The following is a 24,417-nucleotide window of genomic DNA, read 5'->3' on the forward strand; positions in this document are numbered from 1 at the left end:
GCATCACCTGTGGGAAAGGGAATAAAAACGAACGGCGTTACCGCCGAAAACTGCCGCATGGTCCTCTGCCGGCACGATATCTCGGCAGAAATCCAGCCATGCCTGATAATCGCCCGCCAGCCGCAACACCGGCCAGTCACTGCCAAAAATCACGCGGTTGCCGCCAAAGAGTTCCAGAATGGTCTCGGCATAAGGCCGTACCGCTTCCGGCCGCTGCTCACCGCGCTCGGTCAGCAGACCGGAGAGCTTGCAATGGACATTGGAAAGAGCCGCCAGAGCGGCCATATCCTTGCGCCAGTCGCTGTAGTGACCGGTAGCAATCAACGGCTTCGCGCCATGGTCGATGACGATCGGCAATTGCGGATGGCGGCGGGCAAAAGCGAGGAGATGCGGCAGATTGGGCGGCAGGACCAGTGCGTCGAACGCCAGACCATGTTTTACCAGCGCCGCCACGGCGGGATCGAGTGCCGGATCATCGATCCAGGCGACATCCTCCATGCCCTGCAACATCGGGCGGACACCCTTGAAGGCCGGATGTTTTGCCCGACGGGCGATTTCACTCGCCGCATCGGCGGATTTCATATCCACCCAGCCGACCACACCCTTGATGAAATCGGTCTTTTCCGCCAGCGCCAGCATGAAATCCGTGTCGGCCGCCGTCTCCATCGTCTGCACCAGCACGGTGCCGGAAACGGCGGCAGCGGCCAGCAAAGGCGACAGGTCGGCGGGGAGAAAATCCCGATAGATGGCGGCAAGCGACGGCGGCGGCCACTGCCCGGCGCGATCCTTCATCAGCCAGAAATGCTGGTGAGCGTCGATAAGCATGGCCTCAGGCCTTTCCGCCCGGCACAGGCGCACCTTCGGCAATCAGGCCGCGCCTGTGCAGTTCGGACCAGAATTCATCCGGGATCGACTGTTCGAACCACTCGATATTGGAGGCGAGCTGCTGCGCATTGCGCGCACCCGAAACGACCGTGACCGACGCCGGATGGGCAAGCGGAAACTGCAGCGCGGCCGCCTGCAGCGAGACGCCGAGTTCCCCGCAAACACCCTGCAGCGCATCGACACGCGTGACAATATCGGCAGGCGCGTCGGCATAATTGAATTTGCGGTTACCGGCCAGAATGCCGGAATTGAACGCGCCCGCGACAACGATAGCGACACCGCTTTCAGCGCAACGGTTCATGAAAGCAAGGCTCTGCTGCTCCAGCAGCGTATAACGACCGGCAAGCATGGCGACGTCGATATCAAAGACATCCATGGCGTCGCTGACGATTTCCCACTCATTGACGCCAAGGCCGACGGCCCCCGTCGATCCTTCCTCGCGCAGCTTGCCAAGCGCCCGGAAGCCACCGCCGGTGGTCAGCTGCTCCCAGTAATGCCGGTGCTTTTCGCCATGGGTGAAGGAGCCGATATCATGCACATAAAGAATATCCGGCTTCAGAACGCCTAGCCGTTGCTGGCTTGCCTCGAAGGAACGCAGGATACCGTCATAGGAATAATCATAGACCGGGCGGAACGGCAGGGGCGCTATATAGGCATCCTCCTCCGGACCGACTGTCTCGTCCGGCACCATCACGCGTCCGACCTTAGTGCTCAGCGTGTATTCGTTCCGGTCATGCTCCGTCACCATGGTGCCGAGGCGACGCTCCGACCGCGTATAGCCATAAAACGGCGCGGTATCGAAATAACGCATGCCGCTTTCCCATGCCTTGTCGAACGCACCCTTAGACTCTTCATAGGGCGTGACGCGGTAGAGATTGCCCATCTGAGCGCAACCGAGGCCCATGACGGTGACGTCGACGGCGCGGCGCGGCAATTTACGTGTATCGGAGACTTTCATCGCAGGGACTTTCCAGCTTGTCTTTGGAAAGACGCGCCGCCGCAAAGCGGCGCGTCATCACGCAATCAATAAAGAACGTTCTTGGCTTCCGGCTTTTCGATATTGTCCTTGGTGACAACAACGACACCGGTGTCGACGAACTTCTCGACCTTTTCCTTGCCGATGAGCTTGGAAATGGTCTCCACGCCCTTTTCACCCATCTGATAAGAACCCTGAACCACGATACCGGCCAGCGTGCCATCCTTGACGAAGCCCTGAAGGTCCTGGTTGCCGTCGAAGCCGATGGCGACGACCTTGCCGGCCTTACCGCTCTGGGCGAGCGCGCGGCCGACGCCGATTGCAGTCGGCTCATTGGCGCCGAAAATGCCCTTGAGGTCGGAATTGGCGGCCAGAACGTCGGTCGTCTGGTTCAGCGCGGTCGCCATCTGCGACTGCGAATAGAACGGGCCGACGATCTTCAGGTTGGAGTTCATCTGGATGTAATCGGTGAAACCGCCGACACGGCCGATTTCAGAACCTGCACCGGCGACATAGGACATGACGGCGATCTTGCCTTCCTTGCCCACCTTGTCGATCAACGCCTGCGCTGCCAGTTCGCCGGCTTTCTTGTTATCGGTCGCCAGGAACGACTGATAATATTGCTCCGAGCCCTTTGCGAGCTGCGAGTCGATCAGAACCACCGGAATACGGGCTTCCCAGGCCTTCTTGACGGCAGGCACCAGCGCGTCCGGATCGGAAGGTGCCAGAACAATGCCCGAGACCTTACGGTTGATGGCGTTTTCAACCATGTTGACCTGATCGGCAATGGCGGATTCGGCAGCCGGACCCTGGAAGGTCATGGTATTGCCGGAAGAATTCTTCATCGCCGCATCAGCGCCCTTCTGGACGTTCTGCCAGAAGGTGGAGTTGACGGTCTTGACGATGACGGCGATTTCACCGGCCTGCACGGTGGAAACGCTCCACAGCGCAATTGCGGATGTCAGAAGGGCAGTCGCAATTTTCTTCATTTCTTCCTCCGTGATGTCGGCATACCGGGCCTCCCCTTGCCGATCTTTTTTGCGGAAAGGGTCCGCAGGCCCTTGATCAGCGGCGGTTGCGCAACTGGTCGATCCAGACGGTGACCAGAATGACGAGGCCGATGATGATCTGTTGCGTGAAGGCGGACACGCCGTTCATGTTGAGACCGTTGCGCAGGATGCCGATGACGAAAGCGCCGATGGCCGTGCCGGAAATCGTGCCCACGCCGCCGATCAGCGATGTGCCGCCGATAACGGCGCTGGCAATGGCGTCAAGCTCATACATCACACCCTCGTTCGGCTGGGCAGTGACGAGGCGCGACATCAGCACGCAGCCCGTCAACCCGGCGAGCGTGCCGGACAGGATGTAGGTGAAATTGGTGACGCGGGCGACATTGACGCCGGAAAGGCGCGCGGCTTCGGCGTTGGAACCGACAGCGTAAATGTGACGGCCGAGGATCGAGCGGTTGAGCATGAAGGAAACCGCAAGCGCAATCACCACCATCAGGATGACGGGGTAGGGGATGCCGGGGAACACCACATTCGGAAAGCCGTCGTCACCGATAGTGACGATGCGGAAGAGAGCGCCATTGCCGAGTTCGCCGAAAGATTCGCCGAGGCCGGAGACGGCGCGCGCACCGGTGATCTGCAGCGCCACGCCACGGGCGATCAGCATCATGCCGAGGGTGGCGATGAAGGGCGGCAGCTTGAAACGGGTGACCAGAAGACCGTTGATGAGACCGCAGAGCGACCCCGTCAGAATGCCGAACAACATGCCAACCGGCACCGGCATGCCGAGTTCCTTCACCGCAAGGGCGGCAACGACACCGGCAAGCGCAAGCACCGAACCGACGGAAAGATCGATGCCACCGGTGATGATGACACAGGTAGCCCCGATGCCGAGCAACGCGATGGACGTGACCTGCAACGCAATCGTCATGCCGTTATTTACGGTGAAGAAGGCGCTGCTGGTGGCGGAAAAGACCGCGACAAGCGCAAAGAGGCTGCCAAGTGCGGCAAACTTCTGGATGATATCCTTCTGGCGGTCGCTGACTGCGAAGCTCTTCTTGGTTTCTGCAATATTGGCCATGTCGTTCCTCACTGCGCGGTCCGGCCGTAACCGGACGCATACCGCATGATTTCTTCCTGATTGGTCTTGGCGGTTTCGAGCACACCCGTAATCCGGCCCTGGTGGAAAACGGCGATACGATCCGTCAGCCCCAGAATTTCCGGCAGTTCCGAGCTGATGAGAATGACGCCGATACCCTGCGCGGCGAGCTCGTCCATGATCTTGTAGATCGCGAATTTCGCGCCGACATCGATGCCGCGTGTCGGCTCGTCGAAGAACAGCACGCGAGATTGCCGGAACAACCATTTGCCGATGATGATTTTCTGCTGATTGCCGCCGGAAAGCAGCCGCACCGTCTGCCCGATCGAGGGAGTACGGATATTCAGGAGATCGACGTAGCGCTTTGCCACATCGTCATGTTTCTTGAAATCGATCAGGCCGAAACGGTTGGAAACCTCGCCGAGATTGGCAAGCGTCGTATTGGCCGCCACCGACATCTTGATGGCGAGGCCATCGCTTTTGCGGTCTTCCGAGAGATAGGCGATGCCTTCTTCGATGGCGTCCTGCGGCGAGCTGATCGAAAGTTCGCGCCCGTTGAAAATGATCCTGCCCGCATCGAGCGGATCGGCGCCGAAGATCGCCCTGGCGACTTCGGTGCGGCCGGCGCCCATCAGCCCGGCAAAACCGAGGATTTCACCACGTCGCAGCGAAAAACCGACGTCGTGGAACACGCCGCTGCGCGTCAGGCCCTCGACGGAAAAAATAACATCTTCCGTGGGGCGCGATGTACGCTCGGGGAATTTGTCTTCCAGCGAACGCCCGACCATGCGCGTGACGATATCGTCAACGGTGATCGAAGCGAAGTCGTCGGTCGAAATGTAACGTCCGTCGCGCAGAACCGTCACACGGTCGACGATTTCGGCCATTTCATCGAGACGGTGGGAAATATAAACGATCCCGACACCGGATGCCTTGAGATCGCGGATGACCTTGAACAGGAGCCGGGTCTCCTGCTCGGTCAGCGAGGAGGTCGGCTCATCCATGATGAGCACTTCAGCGTCAAGAGAAAGCGCCTTGGCGATTTCCACCATCTGACATTGGGCGACCGAAAGACCGCGGACGATCTGGTCAGGGTCGATATCGACACCCAACCGGTCGAGACAGCGCTTGGCATCGAGACGCAGCTTCTTGCGGTCGACGAGGAAACCGCGACGCGGTTCGCGCGCAAGATAGATGTTTTCAGCGACGGAAAGATGCGGAACAAGGTTCAGTTCCTGGTGAATGATGGCGATGCCGGCAGCTTCGGATTCCAGCGGCGATGCATATTGCACCTTCACACCTTTATGAAGGATGGTGCCGTCGCTCGGCTGATAGACGCCGCTGACGATCTTCATCAGCGTCGATTTTCCCGCACCATTTTCGCCGCAGACGGCATGCACCTCGCCGGCGCGCAGATCGAAATGCACGTTCGACAGTGCTTTTACGCCGGGAAATTCCTTGCTGATGTTATCGAGGCGCAGGAGCACCGCACGCTGTCCATGCGCCATCTGTTCAGGCGAAAAATCGCCCCGAATTGTCGATGCGCCCTGCGACATCTGGAAACCTCCCACCCGTATCCCCGCTCCACCGGGGTCATGAACAGGCCAAATGGTTAGGCCGGTTTTTCAGAATGGTCAAGCCAATTAGGCTAAAATTTGCGAAGCCATATCCAAAACAGAAGCAATACATGAAACGACAACTGATAATAAATACGTAATTTCATATACTTAAGTAATTCCTTGCGTATTGAAACGCTTGGCGTTACGGTAAGGCCAAATATGAATTGCAGACAGGACTCGTCAAAAAACACATGAGTGGTCAGGCCAAAATAGCGGAACCGCGCAGGCTTTATCAGCAGATTGCGGATCAGATACGCGAACTCATCGATATGGGTGAATTCCTGCCCGGCACGCGGCTTCCCGCTGAGCGGGAACTGGCACAGAAGCTCGGTGTATCGAGGCCTTCCTTGCGCGAGGCGCTGATTGCGCTTGAAATCGACAACACCGTCGAAATTCGCATGGGTTCCGGGGTTTATGTGTCGGCAGAAGCGTTGCAGACGACCCACCATACCAAATCGCTTGGTGACAGCCCCTCCGAACTGATGCAGGCGCGCGCCGCGCTGGAGGGGGCGACCATTGTGCTGGCGGCAAGCCGGATGACCGATGAGACAATCGCGACCCTCCGCCAGATACTCAATACCATGCAGCGGGAAATAGAGGCCGGCCGCAAGCCTCTGGATCAGGATCGGCTGTTTCACGTCACCATAGCCGAGCAATCCGGTAACAGCGTTTTGGCGCGAATGGTGGCGAACCTCTTCGATGAGCGCCACAGCCCCATTTCGGCCCAGCTTCGCGTGAAATTCGAAGACCGCGATACCTGGACCCATGCGCTTCAGGAACACGAGGCCATTCTGGCGGCGCTTGAACTGAAAGACCCGTTGCTGGCGCAGGCCGCCATGCATACCCATCTGGAAGGTTCGAAGAGACGCTGGGTCGAAAACTGATCTAGAAACATAGCAGGCAATATACCGGGAGGAGGAAAACCCGTGAGTGAGAATTCCGAGGCAACCATTTTGCTGAACGCCAACGACAATGTCGCGGTGGCGCGTCGGTCCATTCCGGCCGGCGGCGCGACGGGCAGGGGAGATCTGGCAGCGCTCGAGCTGATCGGGCGCGGGCACAAGGTGGCCCTCAAATTCATCAAATCGGGCGATGAGGTGCTGAAATACGGACAGGTCATCGGTATTGCCACCCAGGATATCGAGCCCGGCCGGCACGTGCACCTGCACAATCTCGCCATGGTGCCTTCCGAACACGCGCATCAGTTCAGCGTCGATATCGAAGAAAAGGGCATGGTGCCGGAAGCCGAACGCCGGACGTTCAGGGGATATGACCGCGGCCTTGGTGGTGTCGGAACGAGAAACTATATCGGCGTGATCGCTTCGGTGAACTGTTCCGCCACGGTTTCGCGTTACATCGCGGATTATTTCAACAAGCAGGGCGGCCTTGATGGTTTCGACAATGTCGATGGCGTCGTTGCGCTGACCCATGGCGGCGGCTGTGCGCTGAATACGAAATCGGAAGGTTACCGCCTGCTGATCCGCACAATTCAGGGCTATGCCCGCCATCCGAATTTCGGCGGTATTCTGCTGATCGGCCTCGGTTGTGAAACCAACCAGATCGCGCCCATTCTCGAACATTACAAGATGGAAGAGGGTGAGCGGCTGCGCACCATGACGATCCAGCAGCATGGCGGCACCCGCAAGACGATCGATGCGGCGATTGCCGAGATCAAGGCCATGCTGCCGATGGTCAATGCCGCCCGCCGCACGGAGCAACCGCTTTCCAAGCTGAAGGTGGCGCTGGAATGCGGCGGTTCGGATGGTTATTCCGGCATTTCCGCCAACCCGGCTCTGGGTTATGCCTCCGACCTCATCGTCCGCAACGGTGGAACCACGGTCCTCTCGGAGACGCCGGAGATTTACGGCGCTGAACACCTCCTGACGAAGCGCGCCGTCACCCCTGCCGTCGCCGAAAAGCTGCTACAGCGCATCGACTGGTGGCGTGATTATACCGCCCGTAATGGCGACGAACTCAATAACAACCCTTCCCACGGCAACAAGCTTGGCGGCCTGACCACCATTCTGGAAAAATCGCTGGGCGCGGTCGCCAAGGGCGGCTCCATGCCGCTGAAGGCGGTTTATGAGTTCGCCGAAACCGTAACGGAACAGGGTTTCGTCTTCATGGATACGCCCGGTTACGACCCCGTTGCCGTCACCGGCCAGGTCGCCGGCGGTTGCAACGTCATCTGTTTCACCACCGGCCGCGGCTCGGTTTCGGGCTTCAAGCCGTCACCCTGCATCAAGATCGCCACCAATTCCGAAATGTATGAACACATGAAGGAAGACATGGATATCAATTGCGGCGAGATCGTCACCGGCGCTGAAACCATCGAAGAATCCGGCAAACGAATTTTCGAGCATATTCTAGCCGTCGCTTCCGGCGACAAGACCGTCAGCGAGATCTACGACTACGGCGACAATGAATTTGTACCGTGGCAGGTTGGGGCCGTGACCTGAACCTGCCGCACCAAGACTGTCCCACGTGAAACAAAAGGCCCGGAAAGTGATTTCCGGGCCTTCGTTGTTCCTGGTTGTTTCCGCGCTTAGTGGCGGAAGTGGCGCATGCCGGTAAAGACCATCGCCACATTATGCTCATTCGCGGCATCGATCACTTCCTGATCGCGCATCGAGCCGCCCGGCTGGATGACAGCGGTGGCACCTGCAGCAATCGCGGCGAGCAAACCGTCGGCAAAGGGATAAAATGCTTCCGAAGCGACGGCGGAGCCGCGCGTCAACGGTTCGGCAAGGCCAAGAGCCTTGGCGGCATCTTCCGCCTTCTGGGCAGCGATACGGGCCGAATCCACACGACTCATCTGGCCGGCACCGATACCCGCGGTCTGCCCGTCCTTGGCGTAAATGACGGCATTGGACTTCACATGCTTGGCGATCTTGAAGGCAAACTTCATGTCTTCAAGTTCCTGCAACGTCGGCGCACGCTTGGTGACGACCTTGAGGTCCAGGTCCTCGACCATGCCATTGTCGCGGCTCTGCACCAGCAGGCCGCCCGAGACGGTCTTCGCGGTAATACCGGCGGCGCGCGGATCAGGCAGGCCGCCAGCGGCCAGAAGGCGCAGGTTCGGCTTGCGGGCGATGATGGACTTGGCTTCTTCGGTGACATCAGGCGCAATGATGACTTCAGTGAAGAGCTTGACGATTTCTTCCGCAGTTTCCGCATCAAGCGTGCGGTTCAGGGCAATCACGCCACCAAAAGCGGAAACGGAATCGCATGCCAGCGCCCGCCGGTAAGCTTCGGCAAGTGTCGGACCCGTCGCCACGCCGCAGGGATTGGCATGTTTGATGATGGCGACTGCCGGCGCATTTTCCGGCAGGAATTCCGCCACGAGCTCGTAAGCTGCATCGGTGTCATTGATGTTGTTATAGGAAAGCTGCTTGCCCTGAAGCAGCGTCGCGGTTGCAACGCCAGGACGCTTTTCGCCGGTGAGGTAAAAACCAGCGCTCTGGTGCGGGTTTTCGCCATACCGCATCTTTTCCTTCAGCGCGCCACCGATGGCGCGGTAATCCGGCGTTTCGATCGCAAGCGCCTCGGCGAACCAGTTGGAAATCACCGCATCATAGGCGGCGGTGCGAGCATAAGCCTTGGCGGCAAAACGCTGGCGCAGCGCATAGGAAGTCTGGCCGTCATCGGCCTGCAGGGCCTCAACCAGATCGGGATAGTCAGACGGATCGGTAACCACCGTGACATAGGCGTGGTTCTTGGCGGAAGCGCGGATCATCGCCGGGCCGCCAATATCGATGTTCTCCACCGTCGTCGGATAATCGCCGCCCTTGGCGCGAACTTCCTCGAAGGGATAGAGATTGATGACCGAAAGATCGATCGCCTCGATACCGTGCGCCTTCATCGCTTCGACATGTTCCGCATCGTCCCGGATGGCCAGAAGCCCGCCATGGACGTTGGGATGCAGTGTCTTGACGCGGCCGTCCATGATCTCGGGAAAATTCGTTACGTCGGAGACATCCGTCACAGGCAGGCCTGCTTGGGCAATGGCTTTCGCCGTTCCACCGGTCGACAGAAGCTTGACGCCAAGCTTCGACAGAACCGTCGCCAGCTCGATAATGTCAGTCTTGTCGGACACGGAAAGAAGCGCCGTGCGGATTTTGACCTTATCGGGGGCGGGGATTTTCTTGGACACGACGGCCATCAGGCATACTCCGTTTAACGGGGAGGACAGGCTGGAATGGGATTGATCCAGCAATTGCCGCCGCGTTAACACAGCTTACCGGATTAATAAACAGCGGGGATGCCGAACGGTGAAAACTATGGTGGTTTTTGACCGGCACCGCCGGAAGTTGTCTAGGCCTGGCGTTCGATGAGCCAGCGGATTTCCCGCGTATTTGCGAGATTGAAGGGGAGCTCGATCTGCTGCGACGGGCGCATACCGGATGCATCGGCCATGAAGACATCCTCGGTGACGAAAAGCTCGAGCCCGGGTGCGGAAAACAGCCAGACGGTTCCATCCGCTGCCTCCAGATAGACCGACTCCTCATCCCGTTGATGTATCTGAATGTGAGGGTGAATATGGAAACGTGAAACCGCCGTGACCGACTGCAATTGCGTTTTCGCCGCACTTGCATCGGCCCGAAGCAGATCCCGACCCTTTATCTTGGTACCGGCCGCATTCAATTCTATTTCCCGCTCATGGTAGCAGCCGAAATTCTGCAAATAACCGTCGTGAGACGCCCAGAGAACGTCATTGCCGTTTGCATCCGTTCCACGCCGGCTGTCGACGTGGCTGACGCCTGATACCATGATCGGACCAAGCAGCCGCGAGCGCGACAGTCTGCAGGATGATGTATCCGCAAGCGTGACGGTGGAATGCGCCGCCGTGGAACGGCTGGCCCGCTGATATTCAGGCGCGGCGTTGCGCGGAAAGCCGGAATTGACGATGAAGCGGTTCTTGCCGCAGGACATTTCGAAAGACAGGCAACCCGAATGGGCATTGCGCGAAAGCTCCGCCGAGCCGGGATAGCCCGTATCCACGATGATGACCGTATCGTCTGTCGCAAGCCGGTGATAGTTCACGTCCGGCAGGACCTTGGAGGGCCGGCCGGCCGTTTCATCATAACGCAGCACGGAAACAAGCTCATTGGCGAGCGTCGCCGTGGCGCCGTTGAACAGCGCCAGATCGCCGCCCTGATGCCGGAAGAACCGGATCGCCGGGAACATGCGGTCTATCGCCGGCACCAGGCCGGAGGGCAGATCATGGCCGAGATTGATATAACTTTGCCGAAGCGGCAGGAGATCAAGCAGCAGGTCCAGCATGACGCGTGGATTGCGGGAAACATGCCCGCCATCGGGCAGAATCTGGCGTTCCATTTCCTGAGCCAGCTTCATTCCATTCCGCGTGATCCGCGAAAGGCGCGTTGGCATGGCGATGGAAGCCATGGCCAAGGCAATCCTGATCCTCAGCCGCGCTTCGCCATCGGGCGCGTGTCTGACGATTCTTTCGAGATAACGCACATGAAAGGCGAGGCTTTTCAGGAACCGGCGATAAAAGCCGGCATCGGCCTCGTATAAAACCACGGGAGAGTGCGAAAGCCAGGCAATCAGCCTTTGTGCGGCGATTTCCGGCGACCAGGCAGTGCCTGCAAGCCGTTTGCCATGAAGCACCATCCATTCCGCAACGATGCGGCGCGCTCGTTTGCAGGCCTCGCTCGATTTATCGGAGCGAATATGCCGTAGCCAACTGAATGCATGCAGCCGTTCTTCAAAGACCGCCGAGGGATATTCCACCTGAAATGGCGAAGCTCCGCCGGTTTCGACGACACGCCCGGCCAGCGCGATGCGGCCCCGCAACAGTTCCTCGGCAAAATAGGGATCGATGGCTCTGAGATCGGTCGGCGCCGCCACCAGACCATCTGGCGCACGGGTGGCAAATCGCGACATATGCAGGCGCAAAGGGGTGAGGCCGACACACAGATGACGATACGCCATCCGCGACAGAAGACCGGCGGCATTCATGCTGCCTGCAAAGGACCCTAACAAGCTGTGTTTCCCGTTTCACATGTTTTGTTTTTATCAGTGAACCGCGACGACCGGAACGTTTTCGATAAATATCTAATGATTCGCGAAAGCTTGGCTTTTTTCTACTTCTTACGCAAGACACTGCTAAAAAACCCATCGACGCCGCCGAACATGTCCGGTGTCGTGCGAAGATCGCCATTGGGGCTGATGGCCGCTTCCATTCCGGGCCAATCCTCGCGGCGGACGGCAACACGCTCCACGCCGGGATTTTCCGCCAGAACCTCGGCAATCATCGCTTCCCCTTCGGAAGGATCGAGCGAGCAATTGGAGAAGACCACGAGACCGCCGGGGCCAACAAGGGTCAGCGCATGCCGCAGCATCTGGCCCTGAAGGGCAGCGAGTTTGGCAATGTCGTTCTCATCCTTGGTCCAGCAGACATCGGGATGTTTGCGAAGTGTCCCGGTGGAAGAACAGGGGGCATCGAGGAGGACCGCGTCAAAGAGCTGTTCCGGCTGGTACTTCAGCATATTGGCCTCCACCGTTTCGGCACGGAGGCCTAGCCGGTCGAGATTTTCCCTGAGACGACGAAGACGGTTGCCGGACTGATCCAGCGCCGTCACATTGGCGCCCGCCAGTGCAAGCTGCGCGGTCTTGCCGCCAGGAGCAGCACAGAGATCTGCGACACGTTTGCCCGCGATGTCGCCCATAAGCCGAACCGGCATGCTGGCGGCGAGATCCTGCACCCACCACGCACCTTCAGCGAAGCCTTCGAGCGATGGGATCTGCCCTTCGAATTCACCCAGGCGCACACTGCCATTCGGCATGAGCGTACCACCCAGTTTTTCCGCCCAGAGAGCAGGATCAGCCTTTATCGTTAGATCAATCGAGGAGGGTGTCAGCTGCGCCTCCGAAATCCTTTGCGCAACCTCATTGCCGTAAGCGGAAACAAGCCGTGCGTGGAACCAGTCCGGCAGTACGGGAACCTCAGCGACGGCCTTTTCGATATCCGCTTTTTCACGACCGAGCCGTCGGAGAACAGCATTCACCAGCTTGACGAAACGCCGGTTGCGCGGATCGCGGTGAGCCTGTTCCACCGCGAGATCGACAGCGGAATGATCCGGCACATCCAGGTAAAGCATCTGCGCCGCACCGACGACAAGAACGTGATGCAGCGATCGCGCGCCCTGCGGCAGCGGCCCATCAAGCAGCATCGACAATGCCGATTCAATCCGGGGGAGGTGGCGAAGCGCGCTGTTGACGATGGCTCTCACCAGCGCCCGGTCCGCAAGCGACAGGGCTCGATAGACGGGATTGCCGTTTTCGCTATCGAGCATCCCATCCAGCGAGGTCTTCTTTTCCAGAACGGCGGCGAGAATGCGGGTGGCGGCGATGCGCGCGGCGAGACCCGGCTTATCCTGGAAAGACGAAGGGCCGTCTTCACGGCCCCTCCCATTTGCCGGTCTCGGTTTTCTGGACCGCGCCGGCTTATTCTGAATATCGGATGTCAAGACCACGGCCCCTTGCGCTCGTTTTCATTGCCTCGCCCCCAGCCTGTTTTGGGAACGGAGCCTGATTTGCGCAGAGGTCTATCACCCGATGGCGGCGGCGTCGATCCTTGCGGGGAAAACTCCTGCGCCATGGCGTGCAGCGCCGCCACGCGGTTTTCCGTATTCGGATGCGTGGAGAAGAGATTGTCCATGCGCTCACCGGAAAGCGGATTGATGATGAACATATGCGCCGTTGCCGGGTTACGCTCGGCATCGTCATTGTGGATGCGCTGCGCCATGCCCGAAATCTTCTGCAACGCGGAAGCAAGCCAGAGCGGGTTGCCGCAGATTTCCGCGCCGCGCCGGTCGGCGGAATATTCCCGTGTGCGGCTGATCGCCATCTGCACCAGCATCGCTGCCAGCGGTGCCACGATCATCGCGACCAGCACGCCGATAAAGCCGAGCGGGTTATTGTTGTTCTCCCGGTTACCGCCGAAGAAGAAGGCAAAATTGCCGAGCATGGAGATAGCGCCCGCCAGCGTGGCGGTGATCGTCATGGTCAGCGTATCCCGGTTCTGCACATGCGCAAGCTCATGCGCCATGACACCGGCCACTTCCTCGGGCGTCAAACGCTCCAGCAGTCCTGTCGAAGCGGCAACAGCGGCGTTCTGCGGATTCCGGCCGGTCGCGAAGGCATTGGGTTGCGGGCTATCGTAAATATAGACCTTCGGCATCGGCAGACCGGCATTCTGCGACAGGTCGCGGATCATGTGAAAAAATTCGGGCGCATTCGCCTCGTCGATCTCCCGCGCATGATAGGCGGAGAGAACCATCTTGTCAGAGTTCCAGTAGGAAAAAATATTCATACCAGCCGCGATGACCAGAGCGATCATCATGCCGCCCTTGCCGCCGATCAGAAAACCGACACCCATGAACAATGCGGTCATGAAGGCCAGAAGCATTGCCGTGCGCATCATGTTCATCCGTTAAACTCTCCTTGTCACTCACCGGGAATATTCCGGGGTTTATAAAGCCCCTCGGATTATATAATCTGGTAAGCGGCAAACGTATTTCAATATCCCGTCATAGGGAGGATTTCATGCAGAATGCGGATAATGACAACGCCACAGCCAGTGGCGCGGAAAGTGTAAAGCGACTTTCGCCGGCGGCGCAACGAGCGTTGAAAGAAGCGGAAGAACGGCGCAGGCAACAGGCCGATCTCCAGTTGCCGCCGGAAACCGGCGGCCGCGGTGGCGCGGAACCCGTGCGTTTCGGCGATTACGAAATAAAAGGCCGGGCCATCGACTTTTGAACGCCGTAAATAAAAATACCCGCCAAAGGCGGGTATTTTATATTTTAAAACAAATAGTTACTTATTTCTGCTCCAGAAGCCGGCATACCGCTTCAAGCTGTTCCAATGTCCGATAACCGATACGGATTTGCCCCGATCCGCCCTTGTGGCTGATCTTCACATCCAGCCCGAGAGCATCGGACAGGCTGCGTTCGAGCGCGATCGTATCGGAATCCTTTTCCGCCGCAGGTCGCTTCTCCGCAACATCGCCCTGCGATTTGATATCGTTCTGCGCCAGGCGCTCGGCATCACGCACCGAAAGTCCCTTGGATACGATTGTTTTCGCGAGCGTCGCCGGATCGGAAGTGGAAACAAGTGCGCGGGCATGACCTGCAGAGAGCGAACCATCCGCCAGCATATCCCGTACCGGATCGGGAAGCTTCAAAAGCCGCAGACTGTTGGCAACGTGGCTTCGGCTCTTGCCGATGATTTCGCCGAGATCATTTTGCGTATAGCCGTGTTCGGCGATCAGCTGCTCATACCCCATCGCCTCTTCGAGCGGATTGAGGTCGGAACGCTGTACGTTTTCGACAATCGCCAGTTCCAGCGCCGTGCGATCATCCACATCGCGAACGATGACGGGAACATCGGTAAAGCCCGCCAGCTGCGCCGCACGCCAGCGACGCTCACCGGCGATAATCTCGTAGCGGTTGACTCCAACCGTTCTTACGACCACAGGCTGAACAATTCCATGCTGACGAATGGAGGCAGCAAGATCCCGCAGCTCATTCTCATCGAAATGACGCCGCGGGTTTCTCTGGCTGCGAGCGATGAATTCGATGGGAATGGTACGATCGGCGTTAACAGCGCGCTGGGGCTCACCCACCGGCACAGGCTGGTCCATTTCTCCGATCAATGCGGCAAGACCGCGCCCCAGCCGACGCTTGGAAAGATCATCACTCATAAGATATTACTCCATACATTCCGGCAAACGTCAGGCGGCTTTACGCAGACGCTCTCTCTGAATCACTTCGGACGCCAGCTGCAGATAGGCCTGGCTGCCGGCACATTTCAGATCATAGAGAATTGCCGGTTTACCATAGGACGGCGCTTCGGAAACACGCACATTGCGTGGAATGAGCGTGTGGTAAACCTTTTCGCCCAGATGCGAGCGCACATCGGAAACCACCTGTTGTGCAAGATTATTTCGCGCATCGAACATCGTAAGAACGATGCCCTGTATATCAAGCTGCGGGTTCACCGACCCACGAATCTGACTGACCGTATCCAGCAACTGGCTAAGGCCCTCCAGTGCAAAGAACTCGCATTGCAGCGGCACGAGCACGGAATGTGCGGCCGTCATGGCATTCATGGTCAAAAGATTGAAAGAAGGAGGGCAGTCGACGAGAATATAGGAGTAGCCTCTGGCTTCCTGTGTCTCCATGGCCGCACGCAGCAGGAAAACGCGGTTGGAAACATTCGCGACCTGCATTTCGAAACCGAGCAAATCCATCGTGGAGGGTACGATATCGAGATTGGGAACAGCAGTGGGAACAGCGACTTCCGCGACACCATGATCTCCCACCAGAAGATCATAGGACGAAAGCTTGCGCTCCTTGCGGTCAATTCCAAGCCCGGTACTCGCATTACCCTGCGGGTCCAGATCCACGATCAGCACGCGTTCACCAATAGCCGCCAGCGCGGTAGCCAGATTGATGGCGGTTGTTGTTTTACCAACGCCGCCCTTTTGGTTTGCAACTGCGATAATCCGGTTTTTTTCAAAAGTCATGCCGCACCTGGCCAGCTCATCAGCGCCTCAAAGCGAGGTTGCTGATTTCAAGAACAACAGAATCTGCCTCAATGGCACTCTGATGTTTTACCAGACCAAACTCCCAGCGACCATGTGCTTTCTGCACTTCAGAATCATAATCCCGGCCTTTATTAAAATAGGCCTTGAGATTTGGATTATTCTGCGCCCAGGGATGAATATAATCGAAAAGCAAATCCAGTTCGGCGAGTGCGCGCGCTGAAACAGCGTCGCAATTTTTGATGATTTCCGATGCTGTCTCGATCCTGACAGGGTGGACTGCACCTCTTGCACCGGTTTCCTTCAGTGCAATCCGCAAGAATGCAGCCTTTTTATTGTTGCTTTCGACCAGATCAACCCAGCCGTCGCTAAGCTCCGCCAGAAAAATCGCGGTGACAACACCGGGGAATCCGCCGCCGCTTCCAAGATCAATCCACTTTTTTGGCTGAGGAGAGAGTTGGAATATTTGCGCGCTGTCGGCCACATGCCGGTTCCAAAGCTCGGCGAGAGTGGAAGGCGCTACCAGATTTGTGGTTCTGTTCCACTTCTTAAAAAGCTCGACAAAATGTTCGAGCCTTTCCTGTGTTTCACGTGAAACACTCTGGCCGTTTATCTTCATAGTCCGACTCGCTATTGGTGCATGCGTAATTTTTCACTTCGCGTTGCAGAATCCTTCCGCAGAAGTGCGAGCAGCAGCGATATCGCAGCCGGCGTCATGCCGTCAACACGAGCGGCCTGCGCAATATTCTCAGGACGAGCTTTTTCCAGCTTTTGTTTAAGCTCGTTGGAGAGACCGGACAGGCACCTGAAATCAAAGTCATCGGGGATTTTTCTGTCTTCGTCCCGTTTGATATCGACGATATCAGCGCTCTGCCTCTGCATATAGACCGCATAACTCGCCTCGATCTGCAAAACCTCGGCCACTTTCCCGTCAAGGGCAGCCAACTCCGGCCAATGTTCGGCAAGGACTTCGAGAGTCATATCCGGATAGGCCAGCAATTCATAAACGGACCGGCGTTGACCGTCCTGATTAAGTTTCAACCCCTGCTTCGCCGCCTGGGATGGGCTGATGGAAATCGCCTTCATCAGCTCTCGACCGCGATCTAGATCGGAAACGAAATTTGCGAAGCGTTCCTGCCGCGCGCGGCCGACAATGCCAGCCATCTGACCGACTGGCGTAAGCCGCAAATCGGCATTGTCCACACGCAGAGAAAGGCGATACTCCGCTCTGGACGTGAACATGCGGTAGGGCTCGCTGACACCCTTCGATGTCAAATCATCAATCATGACGCCGATATAAGACTCGGTTCGACTAAAATAGACTGGATCGGCATTGCCCGCATAAAGCGAGGCATTCAGCCCGGCAACAAGACCCTGAGCGCCCGCTTCTTCATAACCCGTCGTGCCATTGATCTGCCCGGCCAGAAACAATCCCGGAATTTTGCGGCATTCCAGCGACGGCTTCAGCTCGCGCGGATCGACATAGTCATATTCGATCGCGTAGCCCGGCTGCAGGATCGTCACCTGTTCAAGGCCGGGTATCGTTCGGATAAATTGCTCCTGAACGAAAGCGGGAAGGGACGTCGATATGCCATTTGGGTAAATGGTGTGATCGTCAAGACCTTCCGGCTCGAGAAATATCTGATGACCGTCCCGTTCACCGAAACGGGTGATCTTATCCTCAATTGACGGGCAATAACGCGGACCGACCCCTTCGATCTGTCCCGAATACATGGCCGACAGATGAATATTGTCCTGAATGATCTTATGCCCAGCCGGAGTGGTACGAGTTACACCACATTCTATTTGCGGATTGAGAATACGATCCGTCATGAAGGAAAAGGGGACAGGATCCTCATCGGCAGCCTGCCGATCCACCGCATTCCAGTCAATCGTGCGTCCGTCCAGTCGGGCAGGGGTGCCGGTTTTCAGGCGCCCCATAACGAGACCCAGCCGCGAGAGCGTGTCCGAGAGGCCAACAGACGGCATTTCTCCCACGCGTCCCGCCGGAATCTTTTCGGAACCGATATGAATAAGACCGCGCAGGAAGGTGCCGCTCGTCAGCACGACCGCGCCACAAGGAATCCGGCTACCGTTCTTCATGATAACGGCTGCGACGCGACCATCTGCCATCTCAATATCGAAAGCATCGCCTTCAATGATGGTCAGGTTTTCAATCGTATCGATCTCGCGTTGCATGGCTTCGCGATAAAGCCGCCGATCGGCTTGAGTACGCGGACCACGCACGGCCGGCCCCTTTTTACGGTTGAGCATGCGGAATTGGATGCCCGCTGCATCGGCAACCCGACCCATCAAGCCATCCAGCGCATCGATCTCACGAACGAGGTGTCCCTTGCCCAGACCGCCGATGGCGGGGTTGCAGGACATGACGCCAATCGTCTCTCGCTTATGGGTAACAAGGGCAGTTTTTGCACCATGCCTTGCAGCGGCAGCCGCGGCTTCGCTGCCCGCGTGGCCACCGCCAATAACAATGACATCGAATGACTGGTGCATATCCTTGCGCCCTGTTCTATAAGCATCGACATCGCCGCCTCGGCCGTCGATGTTTCACGTGAATCATTTTCCTATGCAGAATTCCGAGAAGATCACGCCGAGCAAATCTTCCACATCAACGCGGCCGGTGATCCGTCCGAGCGATGTCGCCGCGAGTCTTAAATATTCCGACCTTATCGCAAGGTCCAGGGTCTTGGAATCGAGCGCATCACTAACATAGTTCAGCGTCTCTTCAAGTCGTTTTTTATGCCTGGCGCGCGCGGGAACCAAAGTCTGGCCGGCGCCGACGCGTTTTTCTATCTCCCGCTTCAGCATCGAACGCAGTTCGTTCAAGCCTATTCCTTCCTTGGCTGAGATAGACAAATCAAATCCATCATCCGAGATGGGGGAATGAAGCGCTGTTTTCGTTCTAACCCGCAAATAGCTCTGGTTCTTAAACGATTCGAGAGATTGTTTCGGAGACGAATCTTTATCCTGCAGCAGGAGAATGAGATCTGCTGTTTCCGCCGTCAGAACCGCGCGCCTTACACCTTCAAGCTCCACGACATCCTGTGTTTCCCGTATTCCTGCCGTATCGAATACCCGGACCAGATATCCTTCCAGATTGATGTCAACGCTCAAGACATCCCTCGTGGTGCCTGCAATATCGGTAACGATAGCAACATCGCGGCCGCTAAGGGCGTTCAAAAGAGTGGATTTGCCCGCATTAGGCTCCCCAACGAGCGCAACCTTGAATCCGTCGCGAATGATTTCGCCGCCTTCGCCACCCTGAAGATGATCGCCGATTTCCTTTTTGAGAAGCGCCATGGTTTCCCAAACCTGGGCCGCCACGGAATCCGGAACGTCCTCCTCGTCGGCAAAATCCAGTTCCGCTTCGATGAGAGCGCGAGCGCGCGTCAGGCGGCTGGCCCAGCCATCATAGAGTGCAGACAATTTGCCAGTGCTCTGTTCCACCGCCAACCGCCGCTGCATTTCCGTTTCAGCCTGCAACAGATCGGCGAGACCTTCGACCTCAAGGAGATCCATCTTCCCATTCTCAAAGGCTCTACGAGAGAATTCACCGGCATCGGCAGGCCGAAGTCCCTCAAGATTTTCCAGTTCGGCAAAAATCGAAGCCAGGACTGCGCGACTGCCATGGCTATGAATTTCAACACAATTCTCACCCGTGAAAGAGTTTGGAGCTGGAAAGGCGATTACCAGCGCCTGGTCGATGATCTCGTCGTTTCGATTCCGAATCGAGCAAAGCATCGCCTTTCGTGGTGAAGGAAGTTCCCGGCCCGTCAACATCTCCAAGGCATCGAAAGCCTTGGAGCCACTGATTCTGAGAACAGCCACACCCGCCGGCAGGGCACCACTGGAAAGCGCATAGATCGTATCGGCGGAAGCTGGCATCATTCACCTCGGTCTAAAACAGTCAAGCCGCATCCGAATAAACGGATACGGCTTTAAAGCTCTTATGATGAATCCGGCTAAAGTTCGGATCAGGTATTCATCGATTCGAAGAAATCCGAATTGTTCTTGGTCTGCTTCAGCTTGTCGATCAGGAACTCGATGGCGTCCATCGTACCCATCGGCGCGAGAATACGGCGAAGAACGAAAATCTTCTGCAGATCCTGACGCGGCACCAGCAGGTCTTCCTTGCGCGTACCGGATTTCAGAATATCCAGTGCCGGGAAGATGCGCTTGTCAGCAACCTTGCGGTCGAGCACGATTTCCGAGTTACCAGTACCCTTGAATTCTTCGAAGATGACTTCATCCATACGGCTGCCGGTGTCGATCAGCGCGGTCGCGATAATGGTCAGCGAGCCGCCTTCTTCGATGTTACGAGCGGCGCCAAAGAAACGCTTCGGACGCTGCAGGGCATTGGCATCCACACCACCCGTCAGAACCTTGCCGGAGGAGGGAACAACCGTGTTGTAGGCACGGCCGAGGCGCGTGATGGAATCGAGCAGGATGACGACGTCGCGGCCATGTTCGACCAGGCGCTTGGCCTTTTCGATCACCATTTCGGCGACCTGCACGTGACGGACGGCCGGTTCGTCGAAGGTGGAGGACACAACCTCGCCCTTCACGGAACGCTGCATGTCGGTCACTTCTTCCGGACGCTCATCGATCAGGAGAACGATCAGGTAGCATTCCGGATGGTTTGCCGTGATAGAATGGGCGATGTTCTGCAACAGAACGGTCTTACCGGTGCGCGGCGGCGCCACGATCAATCCGCGCTGACCCTTGCCGAGCGGCGCGACGAGATCGATCACACGCGACGACAGATCCTTCGAGGTCGGAACATCCAGTTCCATCTTGAAGCGCTCATTGGGATAAAGCGGCGTCAGATTGTCGAAGTGAACCTTGTGGCGGATTTTTTCCGGATCGTCGAAATTGATCGTATTGACCTTGAGAAGCGCGAAATAACGTTCGCCTTCCTTGGGGCCGCGGATCGGTCCTTCGACGGTATCGCCGGTCTTCAGCGAGAAGCGGCGAATCTGCGACGGCGAGATATAGATATCGTCCGGACCGGGCAGATAGTTTGCATTTGCGGATCGCAGGAACCCGAAACCGTCCTGCAGGACTTCAACGACGCCCTCGCCGATGATTTCGATGTCCTGGCTCGCGAGAACCTTGAGGATTGCGAACATGAGCTCCTGCTTGCGCATGGTGCTCGCATTTTCAACTTCCAGGGATTCGGCAAAAGTCAGCAAGTCGGTAGGCGATTTGCTCTTAAGTTCCTGAAGCTTCATTTCAGCCATGAAGAGAAGACCGTTTGATAATGTAATGTCGGGGGAGGGCGTGTTCGCGAATCAGATGCTGTGGGAGATACCGCAGATGACTGAATAATTCACATGCCACGAAGATGAGTGGCCCGAAAATAGCGATTGAACACGGCCGCTGCAAGAGGAAAGCACGAATTCCGCGAAATTTATCGTCGCACCGTCTTAACCGAAGGGTTTCACAACCACAAGTATGACGATGAGGATCATCAGCACCGTCGGAACCTCGTTCATCAACCGCCAGTGACGGGCAGGCCGCGTATTTTCATCCCGCGCGAAACGTTTTGCACTGCGCGTGAAATAAACATGGGCCGCGGTCAGAAGCACCACCAGCGCGATCTTTGCATGCAGCCAGCCGCCGGAAAAACCATAAACCGACCAGGCGAGATAGAGTCCCAATATCCAGGATATCATCATCGCCGGGTTCATTATCACCTTGATCAGCCTCTGCTCCATCACCTTGAAGGTTTCGGACTGCTGCGAACCGGCGGGTGCATCCGTGTGGTAGATAAAGAGCCGCGGCAGATAGAAAATCGCCGCCATCCAGGAAATGACGGCGATGATATGCAGCGCCTTGATCCAGAGATAGAGATCGGCCGGATCGGCATAAAATAACAGGGCAACGAAAGCAGCAAAGACACCGAGCGCAATGCCGGCGCGCAAAGCCGCCCGGTTTCCGGAACGGGCGGAGGTCTGTTTTTCGCCGCTCATGCCCCGGCTCCGCCGGAACGCACCCGCTCCACTAGCCGGGTGACGTTTTCCGGGTCAGCCTGCGGGGTGATGCCATGGCCGAGATTGAATATCAGCGGACCCTGTGCAAGAGCCTGCAGCACGGCATCTATACCATCCTGCAGCGCCTTGCCGCCCGCCACCATCAGCATGGGGTCGAGATTGCCCTGCACGGGCCCTTCCTTCTGCAAATCCTTTGCAAAGCTCAGCGGCACCGACCAGTCGAGCCCAATGGCGTCGGCGCCCGTCTTGCGACGATAATCCTTGAGAAGATAACCAGCCCCCTTGGCGAAGGCGATGATTTTCGCCGAAGGCCGACGGGCGCGCACCGATGCGATAATGCGGGCAACGGGTTTTATCGCATAATCCTCAAATTCCTTCTCGCCGAGCACACCGGCCCAGGAATCGAAGATTTGAACCGCATCCGCACCCGCATCGATCTGCGCCACTAGATAATCGGCGGAAACGTCGGCGAGGAAAGCCAGCAGCTTTTCCATGGCCACCGGCTCCTGATAACCGAACAGCCGCGCCGGAGCCTGATCCGGCGTTCCGTGTCCCGCGATCATATAAGTCGCAACCGTCCACGGCGCGCCGCAAAAACCGAGAAGCGTCGTTTCATGGGGCAAAGAGGTGCGCAGACGGGAAACGGTTTCGAAAACGGGAGAAAGATGCGCCATGACATTTGCGGCATCCAGCTTCTCTATACCGCTGACATCGATCGGGTCCATGGCCGGACCTTTTCCTTCGCTGAAAGACACGTTGCGGTGAAGCGCATCCGGTATCACCAGAATATCGGAAAAGAGAATGGCGGCATCGAGCCCGAACCGGCGAATGGGTTGGAGAGTAACCTCCGTCGCCAGTTCGGGATTATAACAGAGATCGAGGAAACTACCGGCGCTCTTTCGCGTTTCCCTATACTCGGGAAGATAACGCCCAGCCTGTCGCATCAGCCATATAGGCGGCGGTGTGACCGTCTGCCCGTTCAACACCGTCATAACCTTGCGTTCGCTCATGGCACCCAGCTTCTAAAAAATAAAATCAAAGAGATTTAAAAGATTTTCTATTTCTTAGAGTCTGTGGGTAGCAAGGATTAAAATCATTCCAGTCGAAATGCCGCAGCCGCAAAGTTTCAAGCGTGCCTGCGGATGTTATCAATCGGCTTGTTTTCAAATAATCCGGAAAATAGGAATTTTATAAATAATTTCAGTTATTTATGAATAACCAGAAAAACAGGTCGACTGTGGATAATCTGGGGAAAATTTTGAACGGTTTTGCATTCTTCCAACAATTCACAAGCACGTCGGAGACGATTGAAGCTACTTGCGGATTGTGGAAAAACACCACCTTATTCACGTCGCGGTTCTACCCGCAGGACAATTCGGAGATTTGTCCCGGTTTATCAACAGCGGGAGAAAAACAGCGTGGAGAACAAAAAAAGCTTCTTCCATCTGCACCTGATTTCGGACTCAACGGGAGAGACTCTGATGTCGGCCGGTCGAGCCGTTTCGGCCCAGTTCCACGCCTCCATGCCGGTGGAACATGTCTATCCGATGATTCGAAACCAGAAGCAGCTCGCGCAGGTCGTCGATCTCATCGACAAGGAACCGGGCATTGTTCTCTATACGATCGTCGACCAGCAGCTGGCCGAGTTTCTGGATCTGCGGTGCCATGCGATCGGGGTGCCCTGCGTGAATGTTCTTGAACCCATCATCGGCATCTTCCAGACCTATTTAGGTGCGCCGTCCAGACGGCGGGTGGGTGCGCAACACGCCTTGAATGCGGATTATTTCGCCCGAATCGAGGCGCTCAATTTCGCCATGGATCATGATGACGGGCAAATGCCCGAGACCTATGACGAGGCTGATATCGTCATCATCGGCATCAGCCGCACCTCAAAAACACCGACCAGCATCTATCTCGCCAACAGGGGGATAAAGACCGCCAATATACCGGTCGTTCCCAATGTGCCCTTGCCCGACAGCCTCTATGCGGCCACGCGGCCGCTGATCGTCGGGCTGGTCGCAACATCGGACCGCATATCGCAGGTGCGTGAAAACCGGGAACTCGGCGCGACGGGCGGATTTGACAGTGGCCGCTACACGGACCGCGCCACCATCATGGAAGAGCTGAAATATGCGCGAGCGCTCTGCGCCCGCAACAATTGGCCGCTGATCGATGTCACGCGCCGTTCCATCGAGGAAACGGCGGCGGCGATCCTTGCCCTTCGTTCGAGGACACGATAATCCGAAT

Annotated in this window: 21 protein-coding genes; 4 read left to right on the top strand and 17 right to left on the bottom strand. The window is 57.2% G+C overall.

Annotated elements, in window-relative coordinates; translation table 11 throughout:
- Positions 1-3: 3 nt before the first annotated feature.
- From I3J13_RS07095 to I3J13_RS07115, 5 genes are all read right to left on the bottom strand, one after another.
- Positions 4-825: an amidohydrolase family protein gene (locus I3J13_RS07095; protein ID WP_196378385.1), complete on the bottom strand. Its 822-nt coding sequence runs from the start codon at positions 823-825 to the stop codon at positions 4-6.
- 4 nt (positions 826-829) lie between these two features.
- Positions 830-1,843: an aldo/keto reductase gene (locus I3J13_RS07100; protein WP_196378386.1), complete on the bottom strand. Its 1,014-nt coding sequence runs from the start codon at positions 1,841-1,843 to the stop codon at positions 830-832.
- 65 nt (positions 1,844-1,908) lie between these two features.
- Positions 1,909-2,850, bottom strand: a complete 942-nt coding sequence (locus tag I3J13_RS07105) for an ABC transporter substrate-binding protein (RefSeq protein ID WP_196378387.1) — start codon at positions 2,848-2,850, stop codon at positions 1,909-1,911.
- A gap of 76 nt (positions 2,851-2,926) precedes the next feature.
- Positions 2,927-3,949 carry an ABC transporter permease gene (locus I3J13_RS07110; RefSeq protein ID WP_196378388.1) on the bottom strand — a complete coding sequence of 341 codons (1,023 nt, stop codon included), beginning with the start codon at positions 3,947-3,949 and terminating at the stop codon, positions 2,927-2,929.
- An 8-nt stretch (positions 3,950-3,957) separates the two neighbouring features.
- On the bottom strand, positions 3,958-5,523 hold the full coding sequence (locus tag I3J13_RS07115; RefSeq protein WP_196378389.1) for a sugar ABC transporter ATP-binding protein: 1,566 nt from the start codon (positions 5,521-5,523) through the stop codon (positions 3,958-3,960).
- A 254-nt stretch (positions 5,524-5,777) separates the two neighbouring features.
- On the opposite strand from I3J13_RS07115, the gene I3J13_RS07120 reads away from it, so the two are divergent.
- Together I3J13_RS07120 and I3J13_RS07125 are read left to right on the top strand one after the other, a co-directional pair.
- Entirely contained in the window at positions 5,778-6,470 is a 693-nt protein-coding gene (locus I3J13_RS07120; protein ID WP_020809848.1) for a FadR/GntR family transcriptional regulator, read from the top strand.
- Between the two features lie 42 nt (positions 6,471-6,512).
- Positions 6,513-8,045 (top strand): UxaA family hydrolase, encoded by a 1,533-nt coding sequence (locus I3J13_RS07125; RefSeq protein WP_020809849.1) that lies wholly within the window; start codon positions 6,513-6,515, stop codon positions 8,043-8,045.
- Positions 8,046-8,131: 86 nt separating this feature from the next.
- Here I3J13_RS07125 and purH read toward each other — a convergent pair whose 3' ends face one another.
- The 4 genes from purH to htpX form a co-directional block, all read right to left on the bottom strand.
- A complete protein-coding gene (gene purH, locus I3J13_RS07130; RefSeq protein WP_196378390.1) occupies positions 8,132-9,748 on the bottom strand; it encodes a bifunctional phosphoribosylaminoimidazolecarboxamide formyltransferase/IMP cyclohydrolase in 1,617 nt (538 codons plus the stop codon).
- A gap of 152 nt (positions 9,749-9,900) precedes the next feature.
- The gene (locus tag I3J13_RS07135) at positions 9,901-11,568 is read right to left on the bottom strand and encodes a heparinase II/III family protein (protein WP_196378431.1); all 1,668 of its coding nucleotides are present in this window, start codon (positions 11,566-11,568) and stop codon (positions 9,901-9,903) included.
- Between the two features lie 125 nt (positions 11,569-11,693).
- Complete coding sequence (locus I3J13_RS07140; RefSeq protein ID WP_196378391.1) at positions 11,694-13,079, bottom strand: RsmB/NOP family class I SAM-dependent RNA methyltransferase; 1,386 nt, start codon at positions 13,077-13,079, stop codon at positions 11,694-11,696.
- On the bottom strand, positions 13,076-14,041 hold the full coding sequence (gene htpX, locus I3J13_RS07145; RefSeq protein WP_142779916.1) for a zinc metalloprotease HtpX: 966 nt from the start codon (positions 14,039-14,041) through the stop codon (positions 13,076-13,078). The genes I3J13_RS07140 and htpX overlap by 4 nt, the downstream gene beginning before the upstream one ends.
- A 116-nt stretch (positions 14,042-14,157) precedes the next feature.
- Between htpX and I3J13_RS07150 the strand changes: the two genes are divergently transcribed.
- Entirely contained in the window at positions 14,158-14,370 is a 213-nt protein-coding gene (locus I3J13_RS07150) for a DUF1674 domain-containing protein (RefSeq protein WP_196378392.1), read from the top strand.
- A 61-nt stretch (positions 14,371-14,431) separates the two neighbouring features.
- Here I3J13_RS07150 and I3J13_RS07155 read toward each other — a convergent pair whose 3' ends face one another.
- From I3J13_RS07155 to hemE, 8 genes are all read right to left on the bottom strand, one after another.
- Entirely contained in the window at positions 14,432-15,313 is an 882-nt protein-coding gene (locus tag I3J13_RS07155) for a ParB/RepB/Spo0J family partition protein (RefSeq protein WP_196378393.1), read from the bottom strand.
- A gap of 30 nt (positions 15,314-15,343) precedes the next feature.
- Positions 15,344-16,138: a ParA family protein gene (locus I3J13_RS07160; protein ID WP_196378394.1), complete on the bottom strand. Its 795-nt coding sequence runs from the start codon at positions 16,136-16,138 to the stop codon at positions 15,344-15,346.
- Positions 16,139-16,157: 19 nt separating this feature from the next.
- Positions 16,158-16,775: a 16S rRNA (guanine(527)-N(7))-methyltransferase RsmG gene (gene rsmG, locus I3J13_RS07165; protein WP_196378395.1), complete on the bottom strand. Its 618-nt coding sequence runs from the start codon at positions 16,773-16,775 to the stop codon at positions 16,158-16,160.
- A gap of 11 nt (positions 16,776-16,786) precedes the next feature.
- Positions 16,787-18,670, bottom strand: coding sequence for a tRNA uridine-5-carboxymethylaminomethyl(34) synthesis enzyme MnmG (gene mnmG / locus I3J13_RS07170; RefSeq protein ID WP_196378396.1), 1,884 nt, complete (start codon positions 18,668-18,670; stop codon positions 16,787-16,789).
- Positions 18,671-18,733: 63 nt separating this feature from the next.
- The gene (mnmE, locus tag I3J13_RS07175; RefSeq protein ID WP_196378397.1) at positions 18,734-20,065 is read right to left on the bottom strand and encodes a tRNA uridine-5-carboxymethylaminomethyl(34) synthesis GTPase MnmE; all 1,332 of its coding nucleotides are present in this window, start codon (positions 20,063-20,065) and stop codon (positions 18,734-18,736) included.
- Between the two features lie 86 nt (positions 20,066-20,151).
- Positions 20,152-21,417, bottom strand: a complete 1,266-nt coding sequence (rho, locus tag I3J13_RS07180; RefSeq protein WP_004444236.1) for a transcription termination factor Rho — start codon at positions 21,415-21,417, stop codon at positions 20,152-20,154.
- A 186-nt stretch (positions 21,418-21,603) separates the two neighbouring features.
- The gene (hemJ, locus tag I3J13_RS07185; protein WP_059759708.1) at positions 21,604-22,149 is read right to left on the bottom strand and encodes a protoporphyrinogen oxidase HemJ; all 546 of its coding nucleotides are present in this window, start codon (positions 22,147-22,149) and stop codon (positions 21,604-21,606) included.
- Positions 22,146-23,180 (bottom strand): uroporphyrinogen decarboxylase, encoded by a 1,035-nt coding sequence (gene hemE, locus I3J13_RS07190; RefSeq protein WP_196378398.1) that lies wholly within the window; start codon positions 23,178-23,180, stop codon positions 22,146-22,148. Before hemE ends, hemJ begins: the two co-directional genes overlap by 4 nt.
- A 408-nt stretch (positions 23,181-23,588) precedes the next feature.
- Between hemE and I3J13_RS07195 the strand changes: the two genes are divergently transcribed.
- Positions 23,589-24,410, top strand: a complete 822-nt coding sequence (locus tag I3J13_RS07195) for a pyruvate, water dikinase regulatory protein (protein WP_003521149.1) — start codon at positions 23,589-23,591, stop codon at positions 24,408-24,410.
- The last annotated feature ends 7 nt before the right edge of the window (positions 24,411-24,417 follow it).

The sequence above is a fragment of the Agrobacterium leguminum genome, assembly GCF_015704895.1.
GTDB classification, from domain to species: Bacteria; Pseudomonadota; Alphaproteobacteria; order Rhizobiales; family Rhizobiaceae; genus Agrobacterium; species Agrobacterium leguminum.